The sequence below is a fragment of the Verrucosispora sp. ts21 genome (assembly GCF_002879555.1).
GTDB lineage: Bacteria > Actinomycetota > Actinomycetes > Mycobacteriales > Micromonosporaceae > Micromonospora > Micromonospora gifhornensis.
Genome location: NZ_PNOZ01000030.1, coordinates 16,520 through 37,359, shown reverse-complemented (window position 1 = coordinate 37,359; position 20,840 = coordinate 16,520). Strand labels below are relative to the sequence as shown.

The following is a 20,840-nucleotide window of genomic DNA, read 5'->3' as shown; positions in this document are numbered from 1 at the left end:
GGCTAGGCTCCCGGCGATGGACAACGTGACCCGGATCCCGGTCGGCGGCGAACGGCCGTACGACGTGCTGGTCGGTCGTGGCCTGCTCGACACGCTGCCCGGCCTGCTGCCCGATGCCACCCGGGTGGCGGTGCTGCACGCCCCGCCGCTGAAGGAGTTGGCCGACGCCATCGGTGACCGGCTCGGCGCCGCCGGCATGACACCGCTGCCGATCGAGGTGCCCGACGCCGAGGCCGGCAAGCACGTCGACGTGGCGGCGGCCTGCTGGGACCGGCTCGGCGAGGCGGGGTTCACCCGTACCGACGCGGTGGTCGGGTTGGGCGGCGGCGCGGTCACCGACCTGGCCGGGTTCGTGGCCGCCTGCTGGCTTCGCGGGGTGCGCTGGGTGCCGGTGGCCACCTCGCTGCTGGGCATGGTCGACGCGGCGGTGGGCGGCAAGACCGGCATCAACACCGCGGCCGGCAAGAATCTGGTCGGCGCCTTCCACCCGCCGGTCGGGGTGTTGGCGGACCTCAGCACGCTTGACACCCTGCCGCCGGTCGACCTGGCCGCCGGTCTGGCCGAGGTGGTCAAGTGTGGCTTCATCGCCGACCCGGTCATCCTCGACCTGGTCGAGAACGACCCGGCGGCGGCCGTCGATCCGACCGGGCCGGTGGCCCGGGAGCTGATCGAGCGGGCGATCCGGGTCAAGGCCGACGTGGTCGGTGGAGACCTGCGTGAGTCAGGCGTACGCGAGGTGCTCAACTACGGGCACACCCTGGCGCACGCCATCGAGAAGGTCGAGGAGTACCGCTGGCGGCACGGTCACGCCGTCTCGGTCGGCCTGGTCTACGCCGCCGAACTGGCCCGCCTCACCGGCCGGTTGGACGAGGCCACCGCCGGCCGGCACCGTGCCGTGCTGACCGCGCTCGACCTGCCGACCCGTTACCCGGCCGACGCCTGGCCCGGGCTGCTGTCCGCGATGCGGGTCGACAAGAAGGCCCGAGGCAACCGGCTGCGGTTCGTGGTGCTCGACGGGCTGGCCCGACCGGCGATCCTGGACGGTCCCGACGACGACCTGCTGCACACCGCGTACGCCGCGGTGTCCGGCTGAATCGTCGCGGGTTTCTGCGGCTGAACTGTCGCGAGTGGAAGGCGAACCAGCATGAAGGTGTACGTGCTCAATGGGCCGAACCTGGGCCGGCTGGGCACCCGCCAGGTCGACGTCTACGGGACGACCAGCTACGCCGACCTGGTCACACTCTGCGAGACGACGGGACGAGACCTGGGCCTGGACGTCGTCGTGCGGCAGACCGACGCCGAGCACGAACTGCTCGGCTGGCTGCACGCCGCCGCGGACGAGGGTGCCGCCGTGGTGCTCAATCCGGCCGCCTGGTCGCATTACTCCATCGCGGTGCGCGACGCCTGCGCCATGCTGCGCGGGCCGCTGGTGGAGGTGCACCTGTCCAACATCCACGCGCGGGAGGAGTTCCGGCACCGCTCGGTGGTCTCGGCGGTGGCGACCGGCGTGATCTGCGGGCTCGGCGTCGACGGCTACCGCCTCGCCCTGCACCACCTCGCCGCCCGCAGCGACCAGCGCAGCTGACCTCCCGCCCGCCGCGACCAGAGCAGCTGATCTCCCCGCCGGCACGCATGCTCCGGTCGGCCGGGCGAGCACTACGCTCGGCTTCCCCTGCTTCAATCACGCTCGGTGATGTCCGCCGTTCCGTCCCTCGTACCCTCGCTTCGCCCTTTGCTCTGCTTCAACCCACGCAACCGTCGATGAGCAGCATCTTCGTGTTGCGGGTGGCGCGAGATGTCCCGCGCTTTCGCCACGGGGTGTAACCGTTGCGTGGGTTGAAGCAGAGCAAAGGGGCGGGGTGGGGGAGGCGGTGGGGTGGGTTGTGTCACGGAGGGTGGCGGTCCGGGTCGGGTGGGGCCGGACTGACCGTGGACGGCGGCGGTCGGGGTACCGCAGGGCGGCTAGTAGACTTGCTAGGTCTGTCCGCCAAATGACGATCAAGGCAGGAAATGGCCACCACCAACGACCTGAAGAACGGCCTGGTACTCAACCTCGACGGGGAGCTCTGGGCCGTCGTTGAGTTCCAGCACGTCAAGCCCGGTAAGGGTGGTGCGTTCGTGCGTACCACGCTGAAGAACGTGCTCTCCGGCAAGGTCGTCGACAAGACCTTCAACGCGGGCACCAAGGTCGAGACCGCGACCGTTGACAAGCGCACCATGCAGTACCTCTACGCCGACGGCGAGGACTACGTCTTCATGGACATGGAGACGTTCGACCAGATCACCGTGCCCGGTGGGACGGTCGGCGAGGCGGCGAACTATCTGCTGCCCGAGGCCGAGGCGATCGTGGCGACGCACGAGAGCGTGCCGCTCTACGTCGAGCTGCCGACCTCGGTCGTGCTGGAGATCACCTACACCGAGCCGGGCCTGCAGGGCGACCGGTCCACCGGTGGCAACAAGCCGGCGACGGTGGAGACCGGCGCGACCGTGCAGGTGCCGCTCTTCATCACCACCGGCGAGAAGATCAAGGTCGACACCCGCGACGGCCGTTACCTCGGCCGCGCCTGATGGCCGAGGGTCCGAAGCAGCAGATGCCCGCGCGCCGCAAGGCGCGCAAGCGGGCGCTGGACGTGCTCTTCGAGGCCGACCTGCGTGATCGTCCGCCGGTCGAGGTGTTGGCCGGCTACATCGAGCGGATCGAGAAGCCGCGCCCCGACCACCTCGGGTACGCGGTCGGCCTGGTCGAGGGCGTGGCCGGTCATCTCGACCGGATCGACGAGCTGATCGCCAGCTACGCCGAGGGTTGGACGCTGGACCGGATGCCGGTGGTCGACCGTAACCTCGCCCGGATCGCGGTCTACGAACTGCTCTACGTCGACGAGATCGACGACGCGGTGGCGATCAGTGAGGCCGTCGAACTGGCTCGGCAGATGTCGACCGACGACTCGCCTCGCTTCCTCAACGGTCTGCTCGGCCGCATCGCCGAGTACGCCACCCGCTGATCGGCTTCGATGCGGGCCACCGCTTGCGGTGGCCGTCGGGGAGTGCGACGAAACGAAAAGGCCCGCGCCGTCCGGCGCGGGCCTTTTCGTTGCTGGGAATTCAGGAAGCGAAGAACGCCCGGGGGTCGGCGACCAGCACGCCGTGCTCGGTCAACCGCTCGATCAGGCCGGAGGGCGAGGCGTCGTAGACGATCGCGAGGGCCCGCAGGTCGTCGGCGCGGATCGACAGGACCCGGCCGTTGTAGTCGCCGCGCTGCTGCTGGATGGCGCGGGCGTACCGGGCGACGTAGGCGAGGTCCTCGCTGGCCTCGTCGTAGAGCCGCTCCAGGTCCAAGACGATCTTGCTGGTGGGCTCGTGCCGCACCCCGCTGCCGTCGGGCAGCAACTCCGAGACCGGTACGCGGTAGAACTCGGCCAACTCGGCCAGGCGGGACACCGTGACGGCCCGGTCACCGCGCTCGTACGAGCCGACCACAACCGCCTTCCAACGCCCGTTCGACTTCTCCTCCACGCCCTGCAGGGACAGACCCTGCTGCTGGCGAATGGAGCGCAGACGGGCGCCCAGAGACTTGGCGTATTCAGAGGGCATTCGGACACTCCCAGTGCTGCTCGGGGTTCTCCCAGCGATCGCTACGGAGCGTGACGGTACGGGGATTCGTAAACGTGGTCAAGTGGTGGCGATACCTCAGTTGAACACCCCGGTCGACTTGTCCCGTTCTGCCCGCTGAACCGATACGCCGACCGGTCTCTCCCCGACGTGGTCTGAGCCACTCGTGCCCGACCGTGGTTACGGCAACGACCACTGGTAACGTGGCCCAAGCCCTCCCGCCGGCCGTACCCGGCTGACCTGGGGGGATCCGACATCCTTTAACGACCCGTCCCGTGAGGCGGGGAAGGAGGTCCGCCGTGGCCTGCCCACCGGCTGCCCACCCGTCGCCACCGCGACAACCCTCGGTGAAGGTGATTCTGACCAGTGCCGAGGTGCAACGTGTCGTCGACCGGATCGCCCACCAGATCCTGGAGAAGACCCAGGGCGCGGCGGACACCGTACTGCTCGGAGTGCCGACCCGAGGCGCCCCGCTGGCGCGACGCCTCGCCGAGCGGATCAACGCCTTCGAGGGCACCGCGGTGCCGGTCGGTGTGCTCGACATCACCCTCTACCGCGACGACCTGCGTCGCAACGCCACCCGGGCGGTCGGCCCGACCCAGGTTCCGCCGGGCGGAATCGACGGCATGCGGGTGATCCTCGTCGACGACGTGCTCTTCTCCGGCCGTACGGTGCGCGCCGCCCTCGACGCGCTGAGCGACCTCGGACGTCCGTCGTCCGTGCAGTTGGCGGTCCTGGTCGACCGGGGCCACCGGCAGTTGCCGATCCGCGCCGACTACGTCGGCAAGAACATCCCGACCGCCCTCGCCGAGAGTGTGAAGGTGACGCTGGCCGAGACCGACGGCGTCGACGAGGTACGGCTCTACGGGGAGGCCGCGCTTTCATGATCAGGCACCTGCTCTCCGGCGCCGATCTCGACGCCGACACCGCCATCCAGATCCTGGACACCGCGGCCGAGATGGCCGCCGTCTCCGGCCGCGAGGTCAAGAAGCTGCCCGCGCTGCGCGGACGTACGGTGGTCAACCTCTTCTACGAGGACTCCACCCGGACCCGGATCTCCTTCGAGGCGGCGGCGAAGCGGCTCAGCGCCGACGTGATCAACTTCTCGGCCAAGGGGTCCAGCGTCGCCAAGGGCGAGAGCCTCAAGGACACCGCGCTGACCCTGCAGGCGATGGGCGCCGACGCGGTGGTCGTCCGGCACCCGGCCTCCGGCGCCCCGCACCGGCTCGCCGACTGGGTCGACGGTTCGGTGGTCAACGCCGGTGACGGCACCCACGAGCATCCCACCCAGGCGCTGCTGGACGCGTACACGATGCGCTCCCGGATGGGCCGGCTGGCCGGCCTGTCGGTCGCGGTCGTCGGGGACGTGCTGCACTCGCGGGTGGCCCGGTCGAACGTGCTGCTGCTGTCCACCCTCGGCGCGAAGGTCACCCTGGTCGGGCCGCCCACCCTCATCCCGGTCGACATCGCCGCCGCCCTGGCTCCCGGCACCGCCGTCTGCTACGACCTCGACGCGGTGCTGCCGTCGACGGACGTGGTGATGATGCTGCGGGTGCAACGGGAGCGGATGGGCGACTCCTACTTCCCGTCCGCCCGCGAGTACGCCCGCCGCTACGGTCTCGACGGCGCCCGCATGCGCCGGTTGCCGGAGCACGCGATCGTCATGCACCCCGGTCCGATGAACCGGGGCATGGAGATCACCCCGGAGGTCGCCGACTCGCCTCGCTCCACCATCGTCGAACAGGTCACCAACGGAGTCTCCGTACGGATGGCCGTCCTCTACCTGCTGCTCGGGGGAAACAACCGGTGAACTCGTACCTGATCAGAAACGTCAGCGTGCTCGGCGCGGCACCGACCGACCTGCTGCTGCGCGACGGCGTGGTCGCCGAGGTGGGTCGGGGGCTGTCCGCGCCGGACGCAGTCGTGATCGACGCCGACGGGCTGGTGGCCCTGCCCGGCCTGGTCGACCTGCACACCCACCTGCGCGAGCCGGGCCGGGAGGACGCCGAGACCGTCGAGACGGGTTCCCGGGCGGCGGCGCTGGGCGGCTACACCGCGGTCTGCGCGATGGCGAACACCTCGCCGGTGGCCGACACCGCCGGGGTGGTCGAGCAGGTCTGGCGGCTCGGTCGGGAGGCCGGGCTGGTCGACGTGCAGCCGATCGGCGCGGTCACCGTCGGGCTGGCCGGCGAGCGCCTCGCCGAGCTGGGCGCGATGGCCGACTCGGCCGCCCGGGTGCGGATCTTCTCCGACGACGGGCACTGCGTCGCCGACCCGAGGCTGATGCGCCGCGCCCTGGAGTACGTCAAGGCGTTCGACGGGATCATCGCCCAGCACGCCGAGGAGCCCCGGCTCACCGAGGGCGCGCAGATGCACGAGGGTGAGGTCTCCACCCGGCTGGGCCTGACCGGCTGGCCGGCGGTGGCCGAGGAGGCGATCATCGCCCGGGACGTGCTGCTGACCGAGCACGTCGGCGGCCGGCTGCACGTCTGCCACGTCTCCACCGCCGGCAGCGTCGAGGTGCTGCGTCAGGCCAAGGCGCGCGGCGTACGGGTCACCGCCGAGGTGACCCCGCACCACCTGCTGCTCACCGACTCGGTCGTCGGCGGCAGCAACGAACTCGCCAGCCCCGCCATCGCGGACACCTGGCACCCGGCCGGGGCGTACGACCCGGTGTACAAGGTCAACCCGCCGCTGCGTACCGCCGCCGACGTCGCCGCCCTGCGGGCCGCGCTGGTCGACGGCGTGATCGACATCATCGCCACCGACCACGCCCCGCACGCCGTGGAGGACAAGGAGTGCGAGTGGGCGTACGCCCGGCCGGGCATGCTCGGGCTGGAGACGGCGCTGTCGATCGCGCTCGACGTACTCGGCCCCGAATGGGACATGATCGCCGAGCGGATGTCGCGCACCCCGGCCCGCATCGCCGGGCTGACCGAGCACGGCCGTGATCCCGCCCCCGGAGTTCCGGCCAACCTGACCCTGGTCGACCCGGCGAGCCGCCGGCTGATCGACCCGGCTGAGTCGGCAAGTCGCAGCCGCAACACCCCGTACGCCCGGATGACGCTGCCGGGTCGCATCGTGGCGACCTTCCTGCGTGGCGAGGCGACGGTCCTGGACGGAAAGGCAGTCAAGTGAGTCGTAGGCGTCCAGCGATTCTCGTCCTGGAGGACGGGCGCACGTTTCATGGTGAGGCGTACGGCAGTGTCGGGGAGACCTTCGGTGAGGCGGTCTTCAACACCGGGATGACCGGTTATCAGGAGACGCTCACCGACCCGTCGTACCACCGGCAGGTCGTGGTGCAGACCGTCCCGCACGTCGGCAACACCGGTGTCAACGCCGAGGACGACGAGTCCCGGCGGATCTGGGTGGCCGGTTACGTGGTGCGTGATCCGGCCCGGATCAGCTCGAACTGGCGCGCCACCGGCGGGCTGGAGGACCGGCTGGCCACCGAGGGCATCGTCGGCATCAGCGGGGTGGACACCCGGGCGTTGACCCGGCACCTGCGCGAGCGTGGCGCGATGCGGGTCGGCATCTCCAGCATCGACGACGACCCGCGCGCCCTGCTGGCCCGGGTCCGCCAGTCGCCGCAGATGGTGGGCGCGGACCTGTCCGCCGAGGTGACCACCACCGCGCCGTACGTGGTGGCCGCCGAGGGCGAGCACCGGTTCACGGTGGCCGCGTTGGATCTGGGCATCAAGCGCAACGTGCCGCGTCGGCTCGCCGCCCGGGGTGTGACCACCCACGTGCTGCCGGTCACCGCGACCATCGACGATCTGCTGGCCACCGGCGCGGACGCGATCTTCTTCTCGCCCGGTCCGGGTGACCCGGCCACCGCCGACGGGCCGGTGAAGCTGGCCCGTGAGGTGCTGCGCCGCAAGGTGCCGCTGTTCGGCATCTGCTTCGGCAGTCAGATCCTCGGTCGGGCGCTCGGCTTCGGCACCTACAAGCTCGACTACGGCCACCGCGGCATCAACCAGCCGGTGCTGGACCGGATGACCGGCAAGGTCGAGGTGACCAGCCACAACCACGGCTTCGCCGTGCAGGTGCCCGGCGTCACGCCCGGCGCGACGGTGCCCGACACGGTCATCGAGACCGAGTTCGGCGGTGTGCAGGTCAGCCACGTCTGCCTCAACGACAACGTGGTCGAGGGGCTGCGGGCCCTGGACGTGCCCGCGTTCACCGTCCAGTACCACCCGGAGGCGGCGTCCGGCCCGCACGACGCGGACTACCTCTTCGACCGTTTCGCCGAACTGATCGAGGGTCGGACCCACAACAAGGGACACAGCAATGCCTAAGCGGAGCGATCTCAAGCACATTCTGGTGATCGGCTCAGGGCCGATCGTCATCGGGCAGGCCTGCGAGTTCGACTACTCCGGCACCCAGGCGTGCCGGGTGCTGCGCAGCGAGGGGATCCGGGTCAGCCTGGTCAACTCGAACCCGGCCACGATCATGACCGACCCGGAGTTCGCCGACGCCACGTACGTCGAGCCGATCACCCCGGAGTTCGTCGAGCTGGTCATCGCCAAGGAGCGGCCGGACGCGGTGCTGCCGACCCTCGGCGGGCAGACCGCGCTGAACACCGCGGTCGCGTTGCACGAGGCCGGGGTGCTGGAGAAGTACGGCGTCGAGCTGATCGGCGCGAACATCGACGCGATCCGCCGCGGCGAGGACCGGCAGCTGTTCAAGGAGATCGTGGCCAAGGCGGGCGTACGGCTCGAGGTGGCCGACCCGGAGGGCCTGGTGCCCCGCTCGCGGGTGTGCCACTCGATGGACGAGGTCCGGGAGACCGTTGCCGACCTCGGCCTGCCGGTGGTGATCCGGCCGTCGTTCACGATGGGCGGGCTCGGTTCCGGCATGGCGCACAACGACGAGGACCTGGAGCGCATCGCCGGCGCGGGGCTGGCCGCCAGCCCGGTGCACGAGGTGCTGATCGAGGAGAGCGTGCTCGGCTGGAAGGAGTACGAGCTCGAACTCATGCGGGACCGGCACGACAACGTGGTGGTGGTCTGCTCGATCGAGAACATCGACCCGATGGGTGTGCACACCGGCGACAGCGTGACCGTGGCACCGGCCATGACGCTCACCGACCGCGAGTTCCAGCAGCTGCGTGACCTGGGTATCGCGGTGCTGCGCGAGGTCGGGGTGGACACCGGCGGCTGCAACATCCAGTTCGCGATCAACCCGGCCGACGGGCGGATCGTGGTCATCGAGATGAACCCGCGGGTGTCCCGTTCGTCGGCGCTGGCCTCCAAGGCGACCGGCTTCCCGATCGCGAAGATCGCCGCGAAGCTGGCCATCGGCTACACCCTCGACGAGATCCCCAACGACATCACCCGTAAGACGCCGGCGGCGTTCGAGCCGACGCTGGACTACGTCGTGGTGAAGATCCCCCGGTTCGCGTTCGAGAAGTTCCCCGGCGCGGACCCGGAGCTGACCACCACGATGAAGTCCGTCGGCGAGGCGATGAGCCTCGGCCGCAACTTCCCCGAGGCGCTGAACAAGGCGATGCGGTCGATGGAGACCAGGGCCGCAGGCTTCTGGACGGTGCCCGACCCGGCCGGCGCGACAAAGGAGAACACCCTCGCCGCGTTGGCCACCCCGCACGACGGCAGGCTCTACACGGTGGAGCGGGCGCTGCGCCTGGGCGCCTCGATCGCCGAGGTCACCGCGGCCTCCGGCGGCATCGACCCGTGGTTCGTGGACCAGATCGCCGCGCTGGTGGAGCTGCGCAACGAGATCGTGGCCGCGCCGGTGCTCGACGGTGACCTGCTGTACCAGGCCAAGCGGGCCGGCCTGTCCGACCGTCAGTTGGCCGCGCTGCGGCCCGAACTGGCCGCCGAGGACGGCGTGCGGACCCTGCGGCACCGGCTCGGGATCCGGCCGGTCTACAAGACGGTGGACACCTGCGCCGCCGAGTTCGAGGCGACCACCCCGTACCACTACTCGTCGTACGACGCGGAGACCGAGGTGATGGGGTCGCCGCGACCGAAGGTGCTGATCCTCGGGTCCGGACCGAACCGCATCGGGCAGGGCATCGAGTTCGACTACTCCTGCGTGCACGCGGTCCAGGCGCTGCGCGGTGCGCAGTCGGGCGTCGGCGGCACCGGGTTCGAGACCGTGATGGTCAACTGCAACCCGGAGACCGTCTCCACCGACTACGACACCGCCGACCGGCTCTACTTCGAGCCGTTGACCTTCGAGGACGTGCTGGAGGTCTGGCACGCCGAGGACACCTCCGGTCGGGAGGCCGGTGGGCCCGGCGTGGTGGGCGTGATCGTGCAGCTGGGCGGGCAGACCCCGCTCGGGTTGGCGCAGCGGCTCAAGGACGCCGGGGTGCCGGTGGTCGGCACCTCCCCGGAGTCGATCCACCTGGCCGAGGAGCGGGGCGCGTTCGGGTCGCTGCTGGCCCGGGCCGGTCTGCGGGCTCCGGAGCACGGCACCGCCACCTCGTACGAGGAGGCGAAGGAGATCGCCGACGAGATCGGTTACCCGGTGCTGGTCCGCCCGTCGTACGTGCTTGGCGGTCGGGGCATGGAGATTGTCTACGACGATGCGACCCTGCGTGACTACATCGGGCGGGCCACCGACATCTCCCCGAACCACCCGGTGCTCGTCGACCGGTTCCTCGACGACGCCATCGAGATCGACGTGGACGCGCTCTGCGACGCCGACGGGGAGGTGTATCTCGGCGGTGTGATGGAGCACATCGAGGAGGCGGGCATCCACTCCGGCGACTCCTCCTGCGCGCTGCCGCCGATCACCCTGGCCGGTTCGCACGTGGCGCAGGTCCGCCGGTACACCGAGGCGATCGCCCGGGGCGTCGGCGTACGCGGCCTGCTCAACGTGCAGTACGCGTTGAAGGACGACACGTTGTACGTGCTGGAGGCCAACCCGCGCGCCTCGCGTACGGTGCCGTTCGTCTCCAAGGCCACGGCGGTGCCGCTGGCCAAGGCGGCGGCCCGGATCGCCCTCGGGGCGACAATCGCCGAGCTGCGGGCCGAGGGCATGCTGCCGGCGACCGGGGACGGTGGCACCCTGCCGCCGGACGCCCCGATCGCGGTCAAGGAGGCGGTCCTGCCGTTCAAGCGGTTCCGGACGCCGGCCGGCAAGGGGGTGGATTCGCTGCTCGGCCCGGAGATGAAGTCGACGGGTGAGGTGATGGGCATCGACACCGCCTTCGGGCACGCCTTCGCCAAGTCCCAGTCGGCCGCGTACGGGTCACTGCCCATCCGGGGCAAGATCTTCGTCTCGGTGGCGAACCGGGACAAGCGCGGCATGATCTTCCCGGTGAAGCGGCTGGCGGATCTGGGCTTCGAGATCGTCGCGACGGCCGGTACCGCCGAGGTGTTGCGCCGGCACGGCATCGCCTGCGAGGTTGCCCGCAAGCACTACGAGGCCGGTGCCGACGACGACGCGGTGTCGCTGATCCGCAGCAACCAGATCGCCCTGGTGATCAACACCCCGCAGGGGTCCGGTGCCAGCGCCCGTTCCGACGGCTACGAGATCCGCAGCGCTGCGGTCACGGCGGACATCCCCTGCGTCACCACGGTGCCCGGGGTGGCCGCCGCCGTGATGGGCATCGAGGCCCGCATCCGCGGCGACATGCAGGTCCGCCCCCTGCAGGCCCTGCACGCCACCCTCCGGACCTCCCGATGACCCTCGCTGCACCCATGTCGATCATGGGGTTGGTGGCGGTGGCGCCGGGCGGTGGGCGTGATGTTTGAGCAGACGGTGCGGCGAGGGTTGTTCCGGATCGGTGGCGGCGACGCCGAGGCGGCCCATGAGTGGACGTTGCGGCGGTTGAGCGCCCTGTCGCGGACGCCGGGGGCGTTGGCGGTGCTGCGCGCCCGGTACGCGGTGGCCGCACCCCGGACCGTGTTCGGGGTGCGCTTTCCGAACCCGGTGGGACTGGCCGCCGGGATGGACAAGGACGGGGCGGCGCTGCCGGCGTGGCCGGCGTTGGGCTTCGGGTTCGTCGAGGTCGGCACGGTGACGGCGTACCCGCAGCCGGGCAACCCCCGGCCCCGGCTGTTCCGGCTGCCGGACAGCGAGGCAGTGATCAACCGGATGGGCTTCAACAACGCGGGAGCCGAGGCCCTGGCGGCCCGGCTGGCGGCGTTGCCGCGCCCGTTGGGCGTACCGCTGGGGATCTCGCTCGGCAAGTCCAAGGTGACGCCGCTGGACGAGGCGGTGGCCGACTACCAGGCGTCGTACCGCGCGTTGCGCGGGCACGGCGACTACTTCGCGGTAAACGTCTCCTCGCCGAACACCCCCGGCCTGCGTGCCCTGCAGGACCGGGATCACCTGGACGCGCTGCTCGCAGCCCTGGTGGGGGAGAAGCCGGTGCTGGTGAAGATCGCCCCGGACCTGACCGAACCCGCCATCGCCGAACTGCTGGAGGTGTGCCTGGCGCGGGGTGCCGCAGGGGTGATCGCCACGAACACGACCCTGGGGCGCGACGGCCTCGCGCCGAGCGACCGGCACCGCGCCGGCGAGGCCGGCGGCCTGTCCGGTCGACCGCTGACCGACCGGGCCCGACAGGTGGTCGACTTCGTGCACCGGGAGACCGGCGGACGGCTGCCGATCATCGGGGTGGGTGGCATCGTGCACCCCGACGACGCCGCCCGGATGTTCGACGCCGGCGCCAGCCTGGTGCAGCTCTACACCGGCTTCATCTACCGAGGCCCTGCCCTGCCCCGCGCCGTCGCCCGGGCGGCGGCGACCGCACCGCAGGCAGCCACCACCACACCATGACCGACCACGGTGGGGCGGGCTGTGCCGGATCCGGAGACGGACCGCGACCGGCCCGCTTCACCCACCGGAGGTGTACGAGCGACGGGCGCCGGGGGCGGGCCGTTCGCGGCACCGACGACCGGGTGCCGGAGGGGAGAACTGGTGACTCCGCAGGAGCTGCTCGCCGCCGACGCCGCGCACGTCTGGCATCCGTACGCGGCCCTGCCGCCGGCTGTGCCGCCGTACCTGGTGGAGGCGGCCGAGGGGGTGCGGCTGCGGCTGGCCGACGGGCGTGAGCTGGTCGACGGGATGTCGTCGTGGTGGGCGGCGATCCACGGCTACCGGCATCCCGTGCTGGACGCGGCGGTGACCGACCAGTTGGGTCGGATGAGCCACGTCATGTTCGGCGGGTTGACCCACGCCCCGGCCGTCGAGTTGGCCCGCACGCTCGTCGAGTTGGCGCCCGACGGGCTGGAGCACGTGTTCCTGGCCGACTCGGGCTCGGTCAGCGTCGAGGTCGCGATCAAGATGTGCCTGCAGTACCAGCGGGCCACCGGCCGGCCGCAGCGGCGGCGGCTGGGCACCTGGCGCGGTGGCTACCACGGGGACACGTTCCACCCGATGAGCGTCTGCGACCCCGAGGGCGGCATGCACCATCTCTGGGGCGACGTGCTGCCCCGGCAGGTCTTCGCGCCGGTGCCGCCGGGTGGCTTCGACACACCCCCCGATCCGGCGTACGAGGCGGCGCTTGTCGACGCGGTGCAGCGGCACGCCGACGAGTTGGCCGCGGTGATCGTGGAGCCGGTGGTGCAGGGCGCCGGTGGCATGCGGTTCCACCACCCCCACTACCTGAGGGTGCTGCGCGAGGTGACCCGGGCGCACGGGGTGCTGCTGATCTTCGACGAGATCGCCACCGGGTTCGGGCGTACCGGGACGATGTTCGCCGCCGAGCACGCCGGGGTCGTTCCGGACGTGATGTGTGTGGGCAAGGCCCTCACCGGCGGCTACCTGACCCTGGCCGCCGCGCTGTGCACCCCCGAGGTCGCGGCGGGCATCCGTACGGGTGGGGTGCTGGCACACGGCCCCACGTTCATGGGTAATCCGCTCGCCTGTGCGGTCGCCAACGCCTCGTTGGGGCTGCTGCGGGCGGGGGACTGGGCCGGGCAGGTGGCCAGGCTTCAGCGTCAGCTGCGGGCCGGTCTGGAGCCGTTGCGTGGCCTGCCGGGCGTGACCGATGTCCGGGTGCTCGGCGGCATCGGGGTGGTGCAACTCGACCACGAGGTGGACATGGCGGCTGCCACCGCCGCGGCGGTGGGCCAGGGGGTGTGGCTGCGACCGTTCCGGGATCTGATCTACACGATGCCGCCGTACGTCACCGACGACGCCGACCTGGCCCGGATCGCGGCGGCTGTCGGCGCGGCCGCCCGGGTCGCCTGAGTAACCGGTAGCCCGCAGGAGCCGAGTTTGAGTAGTCGGACAGGGCAGATTGAGCACTGAGAGGAAGGCACGGATGGAGAGCTTTGGGGCCCGGCTGCATCGGGCCGTTCGCGAGCGCGGACCGCTCTGCGTCGGCATCGATCCGCACCCGGCACTGCTGGCCCGGTGGGGTCTGGCCGACGACGTGGACGGGCTCCGCCGCTTCGCCGCGACGGTCGTCGACGCCCTCGGTGACCGGGTTGCGGTGGTCAAGCCGCAGTCGGCGTTCTTCGAACGATTCGGGTCCCACGGGGTGGCGGTGCTTGAGTCAACTATCCGACAGTTGCGTGAGCGCGGCGCGCTCGTTCTCCTCGACGTCAAGCGTGGCGACATCGGCTCGACGGTCCAGGCGTACGCCTCGGCCTACCTCGACCCATCCAGCCCCATGCATGTCGACGCGATCACGGCAAGCCCATTCCTGGGGGTCGGATCGTTGGCCCCCATGTTCGAACTGGCCGCCGAACACGGCGGCGGGGTCTTCGTCCTGGCGCTCACCTCCAACCCCGAGGGCGCCTCGGTCCAGCGCGCCACGACCGCCGACGGACGCACCGTCGCGCAGACCGTGATTGACGAGATTTCCCAGCTCAACGCCGGTGCGGAGCCGCTCGGAAGCATCGGTGCGGTGGTCGGGGCGACGGTCGGCGAGACCGGCTGCGACCTGTCGGCGATGAACGGTCCGTTGCTCGCGCCGGGCCTCGGCGCGCAGGGCGCCACGGCGGCGGATCTCCGCGTCGTGTTCGGCTCGAGCCTGCCCGCCGTGCTGCCGTCGTACTCCCGAGAGGTGTTGGGAGCGGGCCCAGACCCGGAGGCTCTGCGGGCCGCAGCCGACCGAACGGTCGCCGACTGCCGGGCCGCACTCAAGCTGTCATGACTGACTGACGGCTCGGTCACTTTGTGGTGATCATCGCGCGCCCACGTTGCCGAAAGCTCCGTTGACCGCTAGTTTTCCCCGCGCTGGGAACCCCTTGGTTCACAGCGACACCACGTTTCACAGATGCGGCGGTGCGTCCCGCCCGTCGCGATAGGGACCTGAGGAGAACTGGTGCCGCTCCCGTCACTGACCCCCGAGCAGCGCGCAGCCGCGCTGGAGAAGGCTGCGGAGATCCGCAAAGCCCGTGCCGAGCTGAAGGAGCAGCTCAAGCAGGGCAAGACCACCCTCGGAGCCGTTCTCGAACGGGCCGAGTCCGACGACGTCGTCGGCAAGCTCAAGGTGTCGGCCGTGCTGCAGGCGATGCCGGGCATCGGCAAGATCCGGGCCACCCAGATCATGGAGAAGCTCAAGATCGCCGACAGCCGTCGCCTGCGTGGCCTCGGCGAGCAGCAGCGCAAGGCCCTGCTTGGGGAGTTCGCCGCCAACTGAGTGTGGCTGCGTGTAGAAACAAGCAGTGAGCTTGGATGACGAGACGCGCCCGGCGGCTCGGCTCACTGTCCTGGCTGGCCCATCCGGTGCCGGTAGGGAGAGTGTCGTCGAGTTGGTCCGGGCGCGTTCTCCGTCCGTGTGGCGGCCGATTCCGGTCACCACCCGCCCCCGACGTGAGGGCGAGCTCGACGGGGTCGATCGCCATTTCCTGACCCCTGAGCAGTTCGACCGGCGGCTGGCCGCCGGTGAGCTGCTGGAGTGGAGCCGGCTCGGTGCGTACCGCCGGGGCACCGAGATCGCCCCGCTGCGCAGCCGCGTCGCCGCCGGAGTGCCGATCCTGCTGCCCCTGGACCTGGACGGGGCGCTGCTGGTGCGGGCCGCCTGGCCGCAGGCCCGCCTGGTGTTGCTTCACCCACCCGGTCGGAGTCCGGCTCCGACCGTGACGGCGGCCTTCGACCACGCCGTGTCGTACGACCGCACTGAGCAGGTCGTGGACGAACTGGTAGGATTCATCGGTTCTTCCTTCCTGGCTCCGGCCCGGCCGCGTCCGCGCGGTTGAGCGCCGGCACCGCGTTCGCGCGGTCCGTGCGAAAGACGCAGAGGTTATCCGTGGGATCCATCGCCAACCCAGAAGGCATCACCAACCCGCCGATCGACGAGCTCCTGGAGAAGACCACGTCGAAGTACGCCCTGGTCATCTTCGCGGCCAAGCGTGCGCGTCAGGTCAACGCCTACTACAGCCAGCTCGGCGAGGGTCTGCTCGAGTACGTCGGCCCGCTGGTCGAGACCACCCCTCAGGAGAAGCCGCTCTCCATCGCGATGCGTGAGATCAACGCGGGTCTGCTCACCGCTGAACCGACCGACCAGCCGTAACCGTTCCGCGTTCGATGAGCGCCCGGATCATCCTCGGGGTCGGCGGCGGGATCGCCGCGTACAAGGCGTGTGAACTGCTGCGACTGTTCACCGAGTCGGGCCACCAGGTCCGGGTCGTACCGACCGCCGCCGCGCTGCGGTTCGTCGGCGCGCCGACCTGGGCCGCGCTGTCCGGGCAACCGGTCGCCGAGGACGTCTTCTCCGACGTGCACGAGGTGCCGCACGTGCGGCTCGGCCAGCAGGCGGACCTGGTGGTGGTCGCACCCACCACCGCCGACCTGCTGGCCAAGGCCGCCCAGGGCATCGCCGACGACCTACTCACCAACACTCTGCTCACGGCCCGCTGCCCGGTGGTGCTGGCACCGGCCATGCACACCGAGATGTGGGAGCATCCCGCCACCGTCGAGAACGTGGCGACGCTGCGACGTCGGGGGGTGCGGGTCATCGAGCCCGCCGTGGGACGGCTCACCGGGGCCGACACCGGCAAGGGTCGGCTGCCCGACCCGGCGGAGATCTTCGCCGTCGCCCGCCGGACCCTGGCCCGGGGTGTCGCCGCCCCGGCCGACCTGACCGGCCGGCACGTGGTGGTCACCGCCGGGGGCACCCGGGAGCCGCTGGACCCGGTGCGCTTCCTGGGTAACCGGTCCTCCGGCAAACAGGGCTACGCGTTCGCCCGCTCGGCGGTGGCCCGTGGCGCCCGGGTCACGTTGATCTCGGCGAACGTGTCGCTGCCCGATCCGGCCGGGGTCGACCTGGTCCGGGTGGGCACCACCGCCGAGCTGCGGGACGCCACGCTGAAGGCCGCGGTCGAGGCCGACGCGGTGGTGATGGCGGCGGCGCCGGCCGACTTCCGGCCGGCGACCTACGCACCCGGCAAAATCAAGAAGACCGACGACGGGCTGGCGCCCACCATCGACCTGGTGACCAACCCGGACATCGCCGCCGAGCTGGGTCAGCGCCGGCGGCCGGGGCAGGTGCTGGTGGTCTTCGCCGCCGAGACCGGCGACGCCGAGGCCAACGGCCGCGCCAAGCTCGCCCGGAAACGGGCCGACCTCATCGTCATCAACGAGGTCGGGCCGGACAAGGTCTTCGGCGCCGACACGAACGCGGCCACCGTGATCGACGTGGACGGTTCGGTCACCCGGCTGGCCGAACAGTCCAAGGAGGATCTCGCCGACCAGGTGTGGGATCAGGTCGTCGTTAGGCTGGGAGCAGGCTCCTCCTTACGGGTGGACCGCTAGACGACCATCGACGTACCCGTACCTGTTGGTGACTACACTGCCGCCGAACGACATCCACTGACTTAGGAGTGCCGTGACACGCCGCCTATTTACGTCCGAATCGGTCACGGAAGGCCACCCGGACAAGATTGCCGACCAGATCAGCGACGGCATCCTCGACGCCCTCCTCAGCCAGGACCCGCACAGCCGGGTGGCGGTGGAGACCCTGATCACCACGGGTCAGGTGCATGTCGCTGGCGAGGTGACCACCAAGGCGTACGCCGACATCCCGACGATCGTGCGGGAGACCATCCTCGGCATCGGCTACGACTCGTCGAAGAAGGGCTTCGACGGCGCCTCGTGCGGTGTCAGCGTCTCCATCGGCTCCCAGTCACCGGACATCGCCCAGGGTGTCGACAACGCCTTCGAGTTGCGTACCGGTGCGTCGGAGAGCGCGCTCGACGCGCAGGGCGCCGGCGACCAGGGCATGATGTTCGGCTTCGCCTGCTCCGAGACGCCTGAGCTGATGCCGCTGCCGATCGCCCTGGCGCACCGGCTGGCGCGTCGCCTCGCCGCGGTCCGCAAGGACGGCACCGTCCCCTACCTGCGGCCCGATGGCAAGACCCAGGTCACCATCGAGTACGAAGGGCTGCGGCCGGTACGGCTCAACACCGTCGTCGTGTCCAGCCAGCACGCCGCCGACATCTCGCTGGAGTCGCTGCTCACGCCGGACGTGCGTGACCACGTCATCGCCCCGGAGCTGGAGAGCCTCGGCCTGGACACCGACGGCTACCGGCTGCTGGTCAACCCGACCGGACGCTTCGAGATCGGTGGCCCGATGGGCGACGCCGGCCTGACCGGCCGGAAGATCATCGTGGACACCTACGGCGGTTACGCCCGCCACGGCGGTGGCGCCTTCTCCGGCAAGGACCCGTCGAAGGTCGACCGCTCGGCCGCGTACGCGATGCGGTGGGTGGCCAAGAACGTGGTCGCCGCCGGCCTGGCCGAGCGGTGCGAGGCGCAGGTCGCCTACGCCATCGGCAAGGCGCACCCGGTGAGCCTGTTCATCGAGACGTTCGGCACCGAGACCGTGCCGGTGGCCTCGATCGAGAAGGCGGTGAACGAGGTCTTCGACCTGCGTCCGGCCGCCATCATCCGGGATCTGCACCTGCTGCGCCCGATCTACGCGCAGACCGCCGCCTACGGTCACTTCGGCCGGGAACTGCCGGAGCTGACCTGGGAGAGCACCGACCGGGCCGCCGACCTCAAGTCGGCCGCGGGAGCCTGACCGGCACCAGGCGAGACGACCGGCGGCCCGAGGACGGGTCGCCGGTCGCTCGTGTCTGCGTCGACGTGCCGCTGCCCCATTTGGATCGCCCCTTCGACTACCTGGTGGCGCACGGGCTGGGCGAGGACGCGCGGCCCGGCGTACGGGTGAAGGTGCGCTTCGCCGGCCAGCAGGTCGACGGCTGGCTGCTGGAACGCCTCGACCATTCCGATCATCCCCGGCTGGCGTACCTGGAGAAGGTGGTCTCGCCGGTGCCGGTGCTCGCCCCGGAGGTGCTCCGGCTGGCCCGTGCGGTCGCCGACCGGTACGCCGGCAGCCTCGCCGACGTGCTGCGTCTGGCTATCCCACCCCGGCACGCGCGGGTGGAGAAGGAGTTCCTTCCCCGCACCGACGCCACCGCGACGCCCACCCCGCCCGCCGAACCGGTTTCCGCTTTCACCGGAGCCGTTTCCACTTCCGTCGGGCCGCCGATGCCGGCCGTCGCGGCCGATGGACCGGTCGGACCCGTCGAGCCGGGCGGCTGGCGGGACTACCCGGCCGGGCCGGCGCTGCTGCGGGCCCTCGCGGACGGTCGCCCGGCCCGGGCCGTCTGGTCGGCATTGCCGGGCGAGGACTGGGCGGCGAGGTACGCCACCGCGGTCGCCGCGACCGTGGCCGCCGGCCGGGGCGCGCTGGTCGTGGTCGCCGACGGTCGGGACCTGGATCGGCTGGACGCCGCGTTGACCGCGACCCTCGGGCCGGACCGGCACGTCTGCCTCTCCGCCGCGCTCGGCCCGGCCCGCCGCTACCGCGCCTTCCTCACCGCCCGCCACCACGATGCGCCGGTGGTCATCGGCACCCGGGCCGCCATGTTCGCCCCGGTGGCCCGGCTGGGTCTGGTGGCGATCTGGGACGACGGCGACGACCTGCACGCCGAGCCGCGGGCACCGTACCCGCACGCCCGTGAGGTGTTGCTCACCCGTGCCCAGCTCGACGAGGCCGCGGCACTTGTCGGCGGCTACGCCCGCACCGCCGAGGCGCAACTGCTGGTGGAGACCGGGTGGGCCCGCGAGGTGGTGGCGGCCCGGGAGGTGCTGCGGGCCCGTACCCCGGCGGTGACGCCGACAGGTGACGACCCTCAGTTGGCCCGTGATCCGGCGGCGGCGACCGCCCGTCTGCCCAGCCTGGCCTGGACCGCTGCCCGGGAGGCGCTGCGGGCGGAGTCTCCGGTGCTGGTGCAGGTGCCCCGCCGCGGTTACCTGCCGTCGGTGGCCTGCGACGACTGTCGTACCCCGGCACGCTGTGCGCACTGCGCCGGGCCGTTGGCGCTGCCGTCCGCCGGTGGGACCCCGGCCTGTCGCTGGTGCGCGCGGGTGGCGGCCGCGTACGCCTGCCCGCACTGCGGTGGGCGGCGGTTGCGGGCCTCGGTCACCGGGGCCCGACGGACCGCCGAGGAACTGGGGCGGGCCTTTCCCGGTGTGCCGGTGCGGACCTCCGGCCGGGAGGAGGTGCTGGCGGACGTTCCCGGCGGCGCCGGACTGGTGATCGCCACTCCGGGTGCCGAGCCGGTCGCCGAGGGTGGCTACGGGGCGGTGCTGCTGCTGGACACGTGGGCTCTGCTCACCCGGGCCGACCTGCGCGCGGGGGAGGAGGCGCTGCGGCGGTGGGCGGCGGCCGCCGCGTTGGCCCGGCCGGCCGCCGATGGGGGCCGGGTCGTGGTGGTGGCCGACGGCGCGCTCGCCCCTGTGCAGGCGCTGCTGCGCTGGGATCCCGCCTGGTTCGCTGCCCGCGAGTTGGCCGAGCGGCGGGAACTCGGCTTCCCGCCGGCCGTGCGGATGGCCAGCCTGACCGGTGCGCCGGATGCCGTGGCCGACCTGTTGGCGCAGGCGCGCCTGCCCGAGGAGGCGCAGTTGCTCGGTCCGGTGCCGGCCGACGGTGACCGGGAGCGGATGCTCGTCCGGGTGCCCCGGGCGCGGGCGGCGGCGCTGGCCGAGGCGTTGCACGCGGCGGCCGGGGTGCGCAGCGCCCGGAAGGCGGCCGACTCGGTACGCCTGCAGGTCGACCCGCTCGCGATGTTCTGACGCCACCCGCCCATGCCCTTCGCGCCATCTGTGCGTTTTCAGGTTTGTGTGGCGGTCGACACGGCAATTATCTGCCAAAGGTGAGGCCGTCATTGCCGTGCGTGTCGACGGCGCGCGTCGGTGGTCGTGTCTTCGGGGCCGCCGTACCGAAGGTGATAGAGTCGCCCGTCATGCCGGGGCGCACGACAGCTCCAGGTCACGGCGCGGCGGCAGGCGCG

19 protein-coding genes are annotated in these 20,840 nt (G+C 71.4%); 18 read left to right on the top strand and 1 reads right to left on the bottom strand.

Features of this window, described 5'->3' with window-relative positions:
* The first annotated feature begins 16 nt into the window (after nucleotides 1-16).
* The 4 genes from aroB (at nucleotide 17) to nusB (ending at nucleotide 3,002) form a co-directional block, all read left to right on the top strand.
* Nucleotides 17-1,093, top strand: a complete 1,077-nt coding sequence (aroB, locus tag C1A38_RS15115; protein WP_102658462.1) for a 3-dehydroquinate synthase — start codon at nucleotides 17-19, stop codon at nucleotides 1,091-1,093.
* A gap of 51 nt (nucleotides 1,094-1,144) precedes the next feature.
* Nucleotides 1,145-1,585 carry a type II 3-dehydroquinate dehydratase gene (aroQ, locus tag C1A38_RS15110; RefSeq protein WP_102658461.1) on the top strand — a complete coding sequence of 147 codons (441 nt, stop codon included), beginning with the start codon at nucleotides 1,145-1,147 and terminating at the stop codon, nucleotides 1,583-1,585.
* Nucleotides 1,586-2,010: 425 nt separating this feature from the next.
* Complete coding sequence (efp, locus tag C1A38_RS15105) at nucleotides 2,011-2,568, top strand: elongation factor P (RefSeq protein ID WP_102658460.1); 558 nt, start codon at nucleotides 2,011-2,013, stop codon at nucleotides 2,566-2,568.
* A 23-nt stretch (nucleotides 2,569-2,591) separates the two neighbouring features.
* Nucleotides 2,592-3,002: a transcription antitermination factor NusB gene (gene nusB / locus C1A38_RS15100; protein ID WP_199180211.1), complete on the top strand. Its 411-nt coding sequence runs from the start codon at nucleotides 2,592-2,594 to the stop codon at nucleotides 3,000-3,002.
* Nucleotides 3,003-3,102: 100 nt separating this feature from the next.
* Here nusB and bldD read toward each other — a convergent pair whose 3' ends face one another.
* Nucleotides 3,103-3,591: a transcriptional regulator BldD gene (gene bldD, locus C1A38_RS15095; protein WP_007458348.1), complete on the bottom strand. Its 489-nt coding sequence runs from the start codon at nucleotides 3,589-3,591 to the stop codon at nucleotides 3,103-3,105.
* Between the two features lie 317 nt (nucleotides 3,592-3,908).
* On the opposite strand from bldD, the gene pyrR reads away from it, so the two are divergent.
* From pyrR to C1A38_RS15025, 14 genes are all read left to right on the top strand, one after another.
* A complete protein-coding gene (gene pyrR, locus C1A38_RS15090; protein ID WP_043720330.1) occupies nucleotides 3,909-4,496 on the top strand; it encodes a bifunctional pyr operon transcriptional regulator/uracil phosphoribosyltransferase PyrR in 588 nt (195 codons plus the stop codon).
* The gene (locus C1A38_RS15085; RefSeq protein WP_013732776.1) at nucleotides 4,493-5,419 is read left to right on the top strand and encodes an aspartate carbamoyltransferase catalytic subunit; all 927 of its coding nucleotides are present in this window, start codon (nucleotides 4,493-4,495) and stop codon (nucleotides 5,417-5,419) included. Before pyrR ends, C1A38_RS15085 begins: the two co-directional genes overlap by 4 nt.
* Entirely contained in the window at nucleotides 5,416-6,747 is a 1,332-nt protein-coding gene (locus C1A38_RS15080; RefSeq protein WP_013732777.1) for a dihydroorotase, read from the top strand. The genes C1A38_RS15085 and C1A38_RS15080 overlap by 4 nt, the downstream gene beginning before the upstream one ends.
* Nucleotides 6,744-7,907 carry a glutamine-hydrolyzing carbamoyl-phosphate synthase small subunit gene (carA, locus tag C1A38_RS15075; protein ID WP_102658458.1) on the top strand — a complete coding sequence of 388 codons (1,164 nt, stop codon included), beginning with the start codon at nucleotides 6,744-6,746 and terminating at the stop codon, nucleotides 7,905-7,907. Before C1A38_RS15080 ends, carA begins: the two co-directional genes overlap by 4 nt.
* Nucleotides 7,900-11,268, top strand: a complete 3,369-nt coding sequence (gene carB / locus C1A38_RS15070; RefSeq protein WP_102658457.1) for a carbamoyl-phosphate synthase large subunit — start codon at nucleotides 7,900-7,902, stop codon at nucleotides 11,266-11,268. The genes carA and carB overlap by 8 nt, the downstream gene beginning before the upstream one ends.
* A gap of 57 nt (nucleotides 11,269-11,325) precedes the next feature.
* Nucleotides 11,326-12,366: a quinone-dependent dihydroorotate dehydrogenase gene (locus C1A38_RS15065; RefSeq protein WP_102658486.1), complete on the top strand. Its 1,041-nt coding sequence runs from the start codon at nucleotides 11,326-11,328 to the stop codon at nucleotides 12,364-12,366.
* Nucleotides 12,367-12,507: 141 nt separating this feature from the next.
* A complete protein-coding gene (locus tag C1A38_RS15060) occupies nucleotides 12,508-13,782 on the top strand; it encodes an adenosylmethionine--8-amino-7-oxononanoate transaminase (RefSeq protein WP_102658456.1) in 1,275 nt (424 codons plus the stop codon).
* Between the two features lie 73 nt (nucleotides 13,783-13,855).
* A complete protein-coding gene (gene pyrF, locus C1A38_RS15055; protein WP_102658455.1) occupies nucleotides 13,856-14,692 on the top strand; it encodes an orotidine-5'-phosphate decarboxylase in 837 nt (278 codons plus the stop codon).
* 171 nt (nucleotides 14,693-14,863) lie between these two features.
* The gene (gene mihF, locus C1A38_RS15050) at nucleotides 14,864-15,181 is read left to right on the top strand and encodes an integration host factor, actinobacterial type (RefSeq protein WP_007458370.1); all 318 of its coding nucleotides are present in this window, start codon (nucleotides 14,864-14,866) and stop codon (nucleotides 15,179-15,181) included.
* A gap of 25 nt (nucleotides 15,182-15,206) precedes the next feature.
* Nucleotides 15,207-15,740: a nucleoside/nucleotide kinase family protein gene (locus C1A38_RS15045; protein WP_102658454.1), complete on the top strand. Its 534-nt coding sequence runs from the start codon at nucleotides 15,207-15,209 to the stop codon at nucleotides 15,738-15,740.
* A gap of 50 nt (nucleotides 15,741-15,790) precedes the next feature.
* A complete protein-coding gene (gene rpoZ, locus C1A38_RS15040; RefSeq protein ID WP_007075826.1) occupies nucleotides 15,791-16,054 on the top strand; it encodes a DNA-directed RNA polymerase subunit omega in 264 nt (87 codons plus the stop codon).
* Between the two features lie 14 nt (nucleotides 16,055-16,068).
* Nucleotides 16,069-17,295, top strand: a complete 1,227-nt coding sequence (gene coaBC / locus C1A38_RS15035) for a bifunctional phosphopantothenoylcysteine decarboxylase/phosphopantothenate--cysteine ligase CoaBC (RefSeq protein WP_102658453.1) — start codon at nucleotides 16,069-16,071, stop codon at nucleotides 17,293-17,295.
* Nucleotides 17,296-17,368: 73 nt separating this feature from the next.
* On the top strand, nucleotides 17,369-18,562 hold the full coding sequence (gene metK / locus C1A38_RS15030) for a methionine adenosyltransferase (protein ID WP_102658452.1): 1,194 nt from the start codon (nucleotides 17,369-17,371) through the stop codon (nucleotides 18,560-18,562).
* A gap of 71 nt (nucleotides 18,563-18,633) precedes the next feature.
* Nucleotides 18,634-20,622 (top strand): primosomal protein N', encoded by a 1,989-nt coding sequence (locus C1A38_RS15025; protein ID WP_233196840.1) that lies wholly within the window; start codon nucleotides 18,634-18,636, stop codon nucleotides 20,620-20,622.
* Nucleotides 20,623-20,840 lie beyond the last annotated feature (218 nt).

Coding starts and splice junctions, on each gene's coding strand:
- aroB (WP_102658462.1), top strand. CDS start 17: ATGGACAACGTGACCCGGATCCCGGTCGGCGGCGAACGGCCGTACGAC.
- aroQ (WP_102658461.1), top strand. CDS start 1,145: ATGAAGGTGTACGTGCTCAATGGGCCGAACCTGGGCCGGCTGGGCACC.
- efp (WP_102658460.1), top strand. CDS start 2,011: ATGGCCACCACCAACGACCTGAAGAACGGCCTGGTACTCAACCTCGAC.
- nusB (WP_199180211.1), top strand. CDS start 2,592: ATGCCCGCGCGCCGCAAGGCGCGCAAGCGGGCGCTGGACGTGCTCTTC.
- bldD (WP_007458348.1), bottom strand. CDS start 3,591: ATGCCCTCTGAATACGCCAAGTCTCTGGGCGCCCGTCTGCGCTCCATT.
- C1A38_RS15085 (WP_013732776.1), top strand. CDS start 4,493: ATGATCAGGCACCTGCTCTCCGGCGCCGATCTCGACGCCGACACCGCC.
- carB (WP_102658457.1), top strand. CDS start 7,900: ATGCCTAAGCGGAGCGATCTCAAGCACATTCTGGTGATCGGCTCAGGG.
- pyrF (WP_102658455.1), top strand. CDS start 13,856: ATGGAGAGCTTTGGGGCCCGGCTGCATCGGGCCGTTCGCGAGCGCGGA.
- coaBC (WP_102658453.1), top strand. CDS start 16,069: ATGAGCGCCCGGATCATCCTCGGGGTCGGCGGCGGGATCGCCGCGTAC.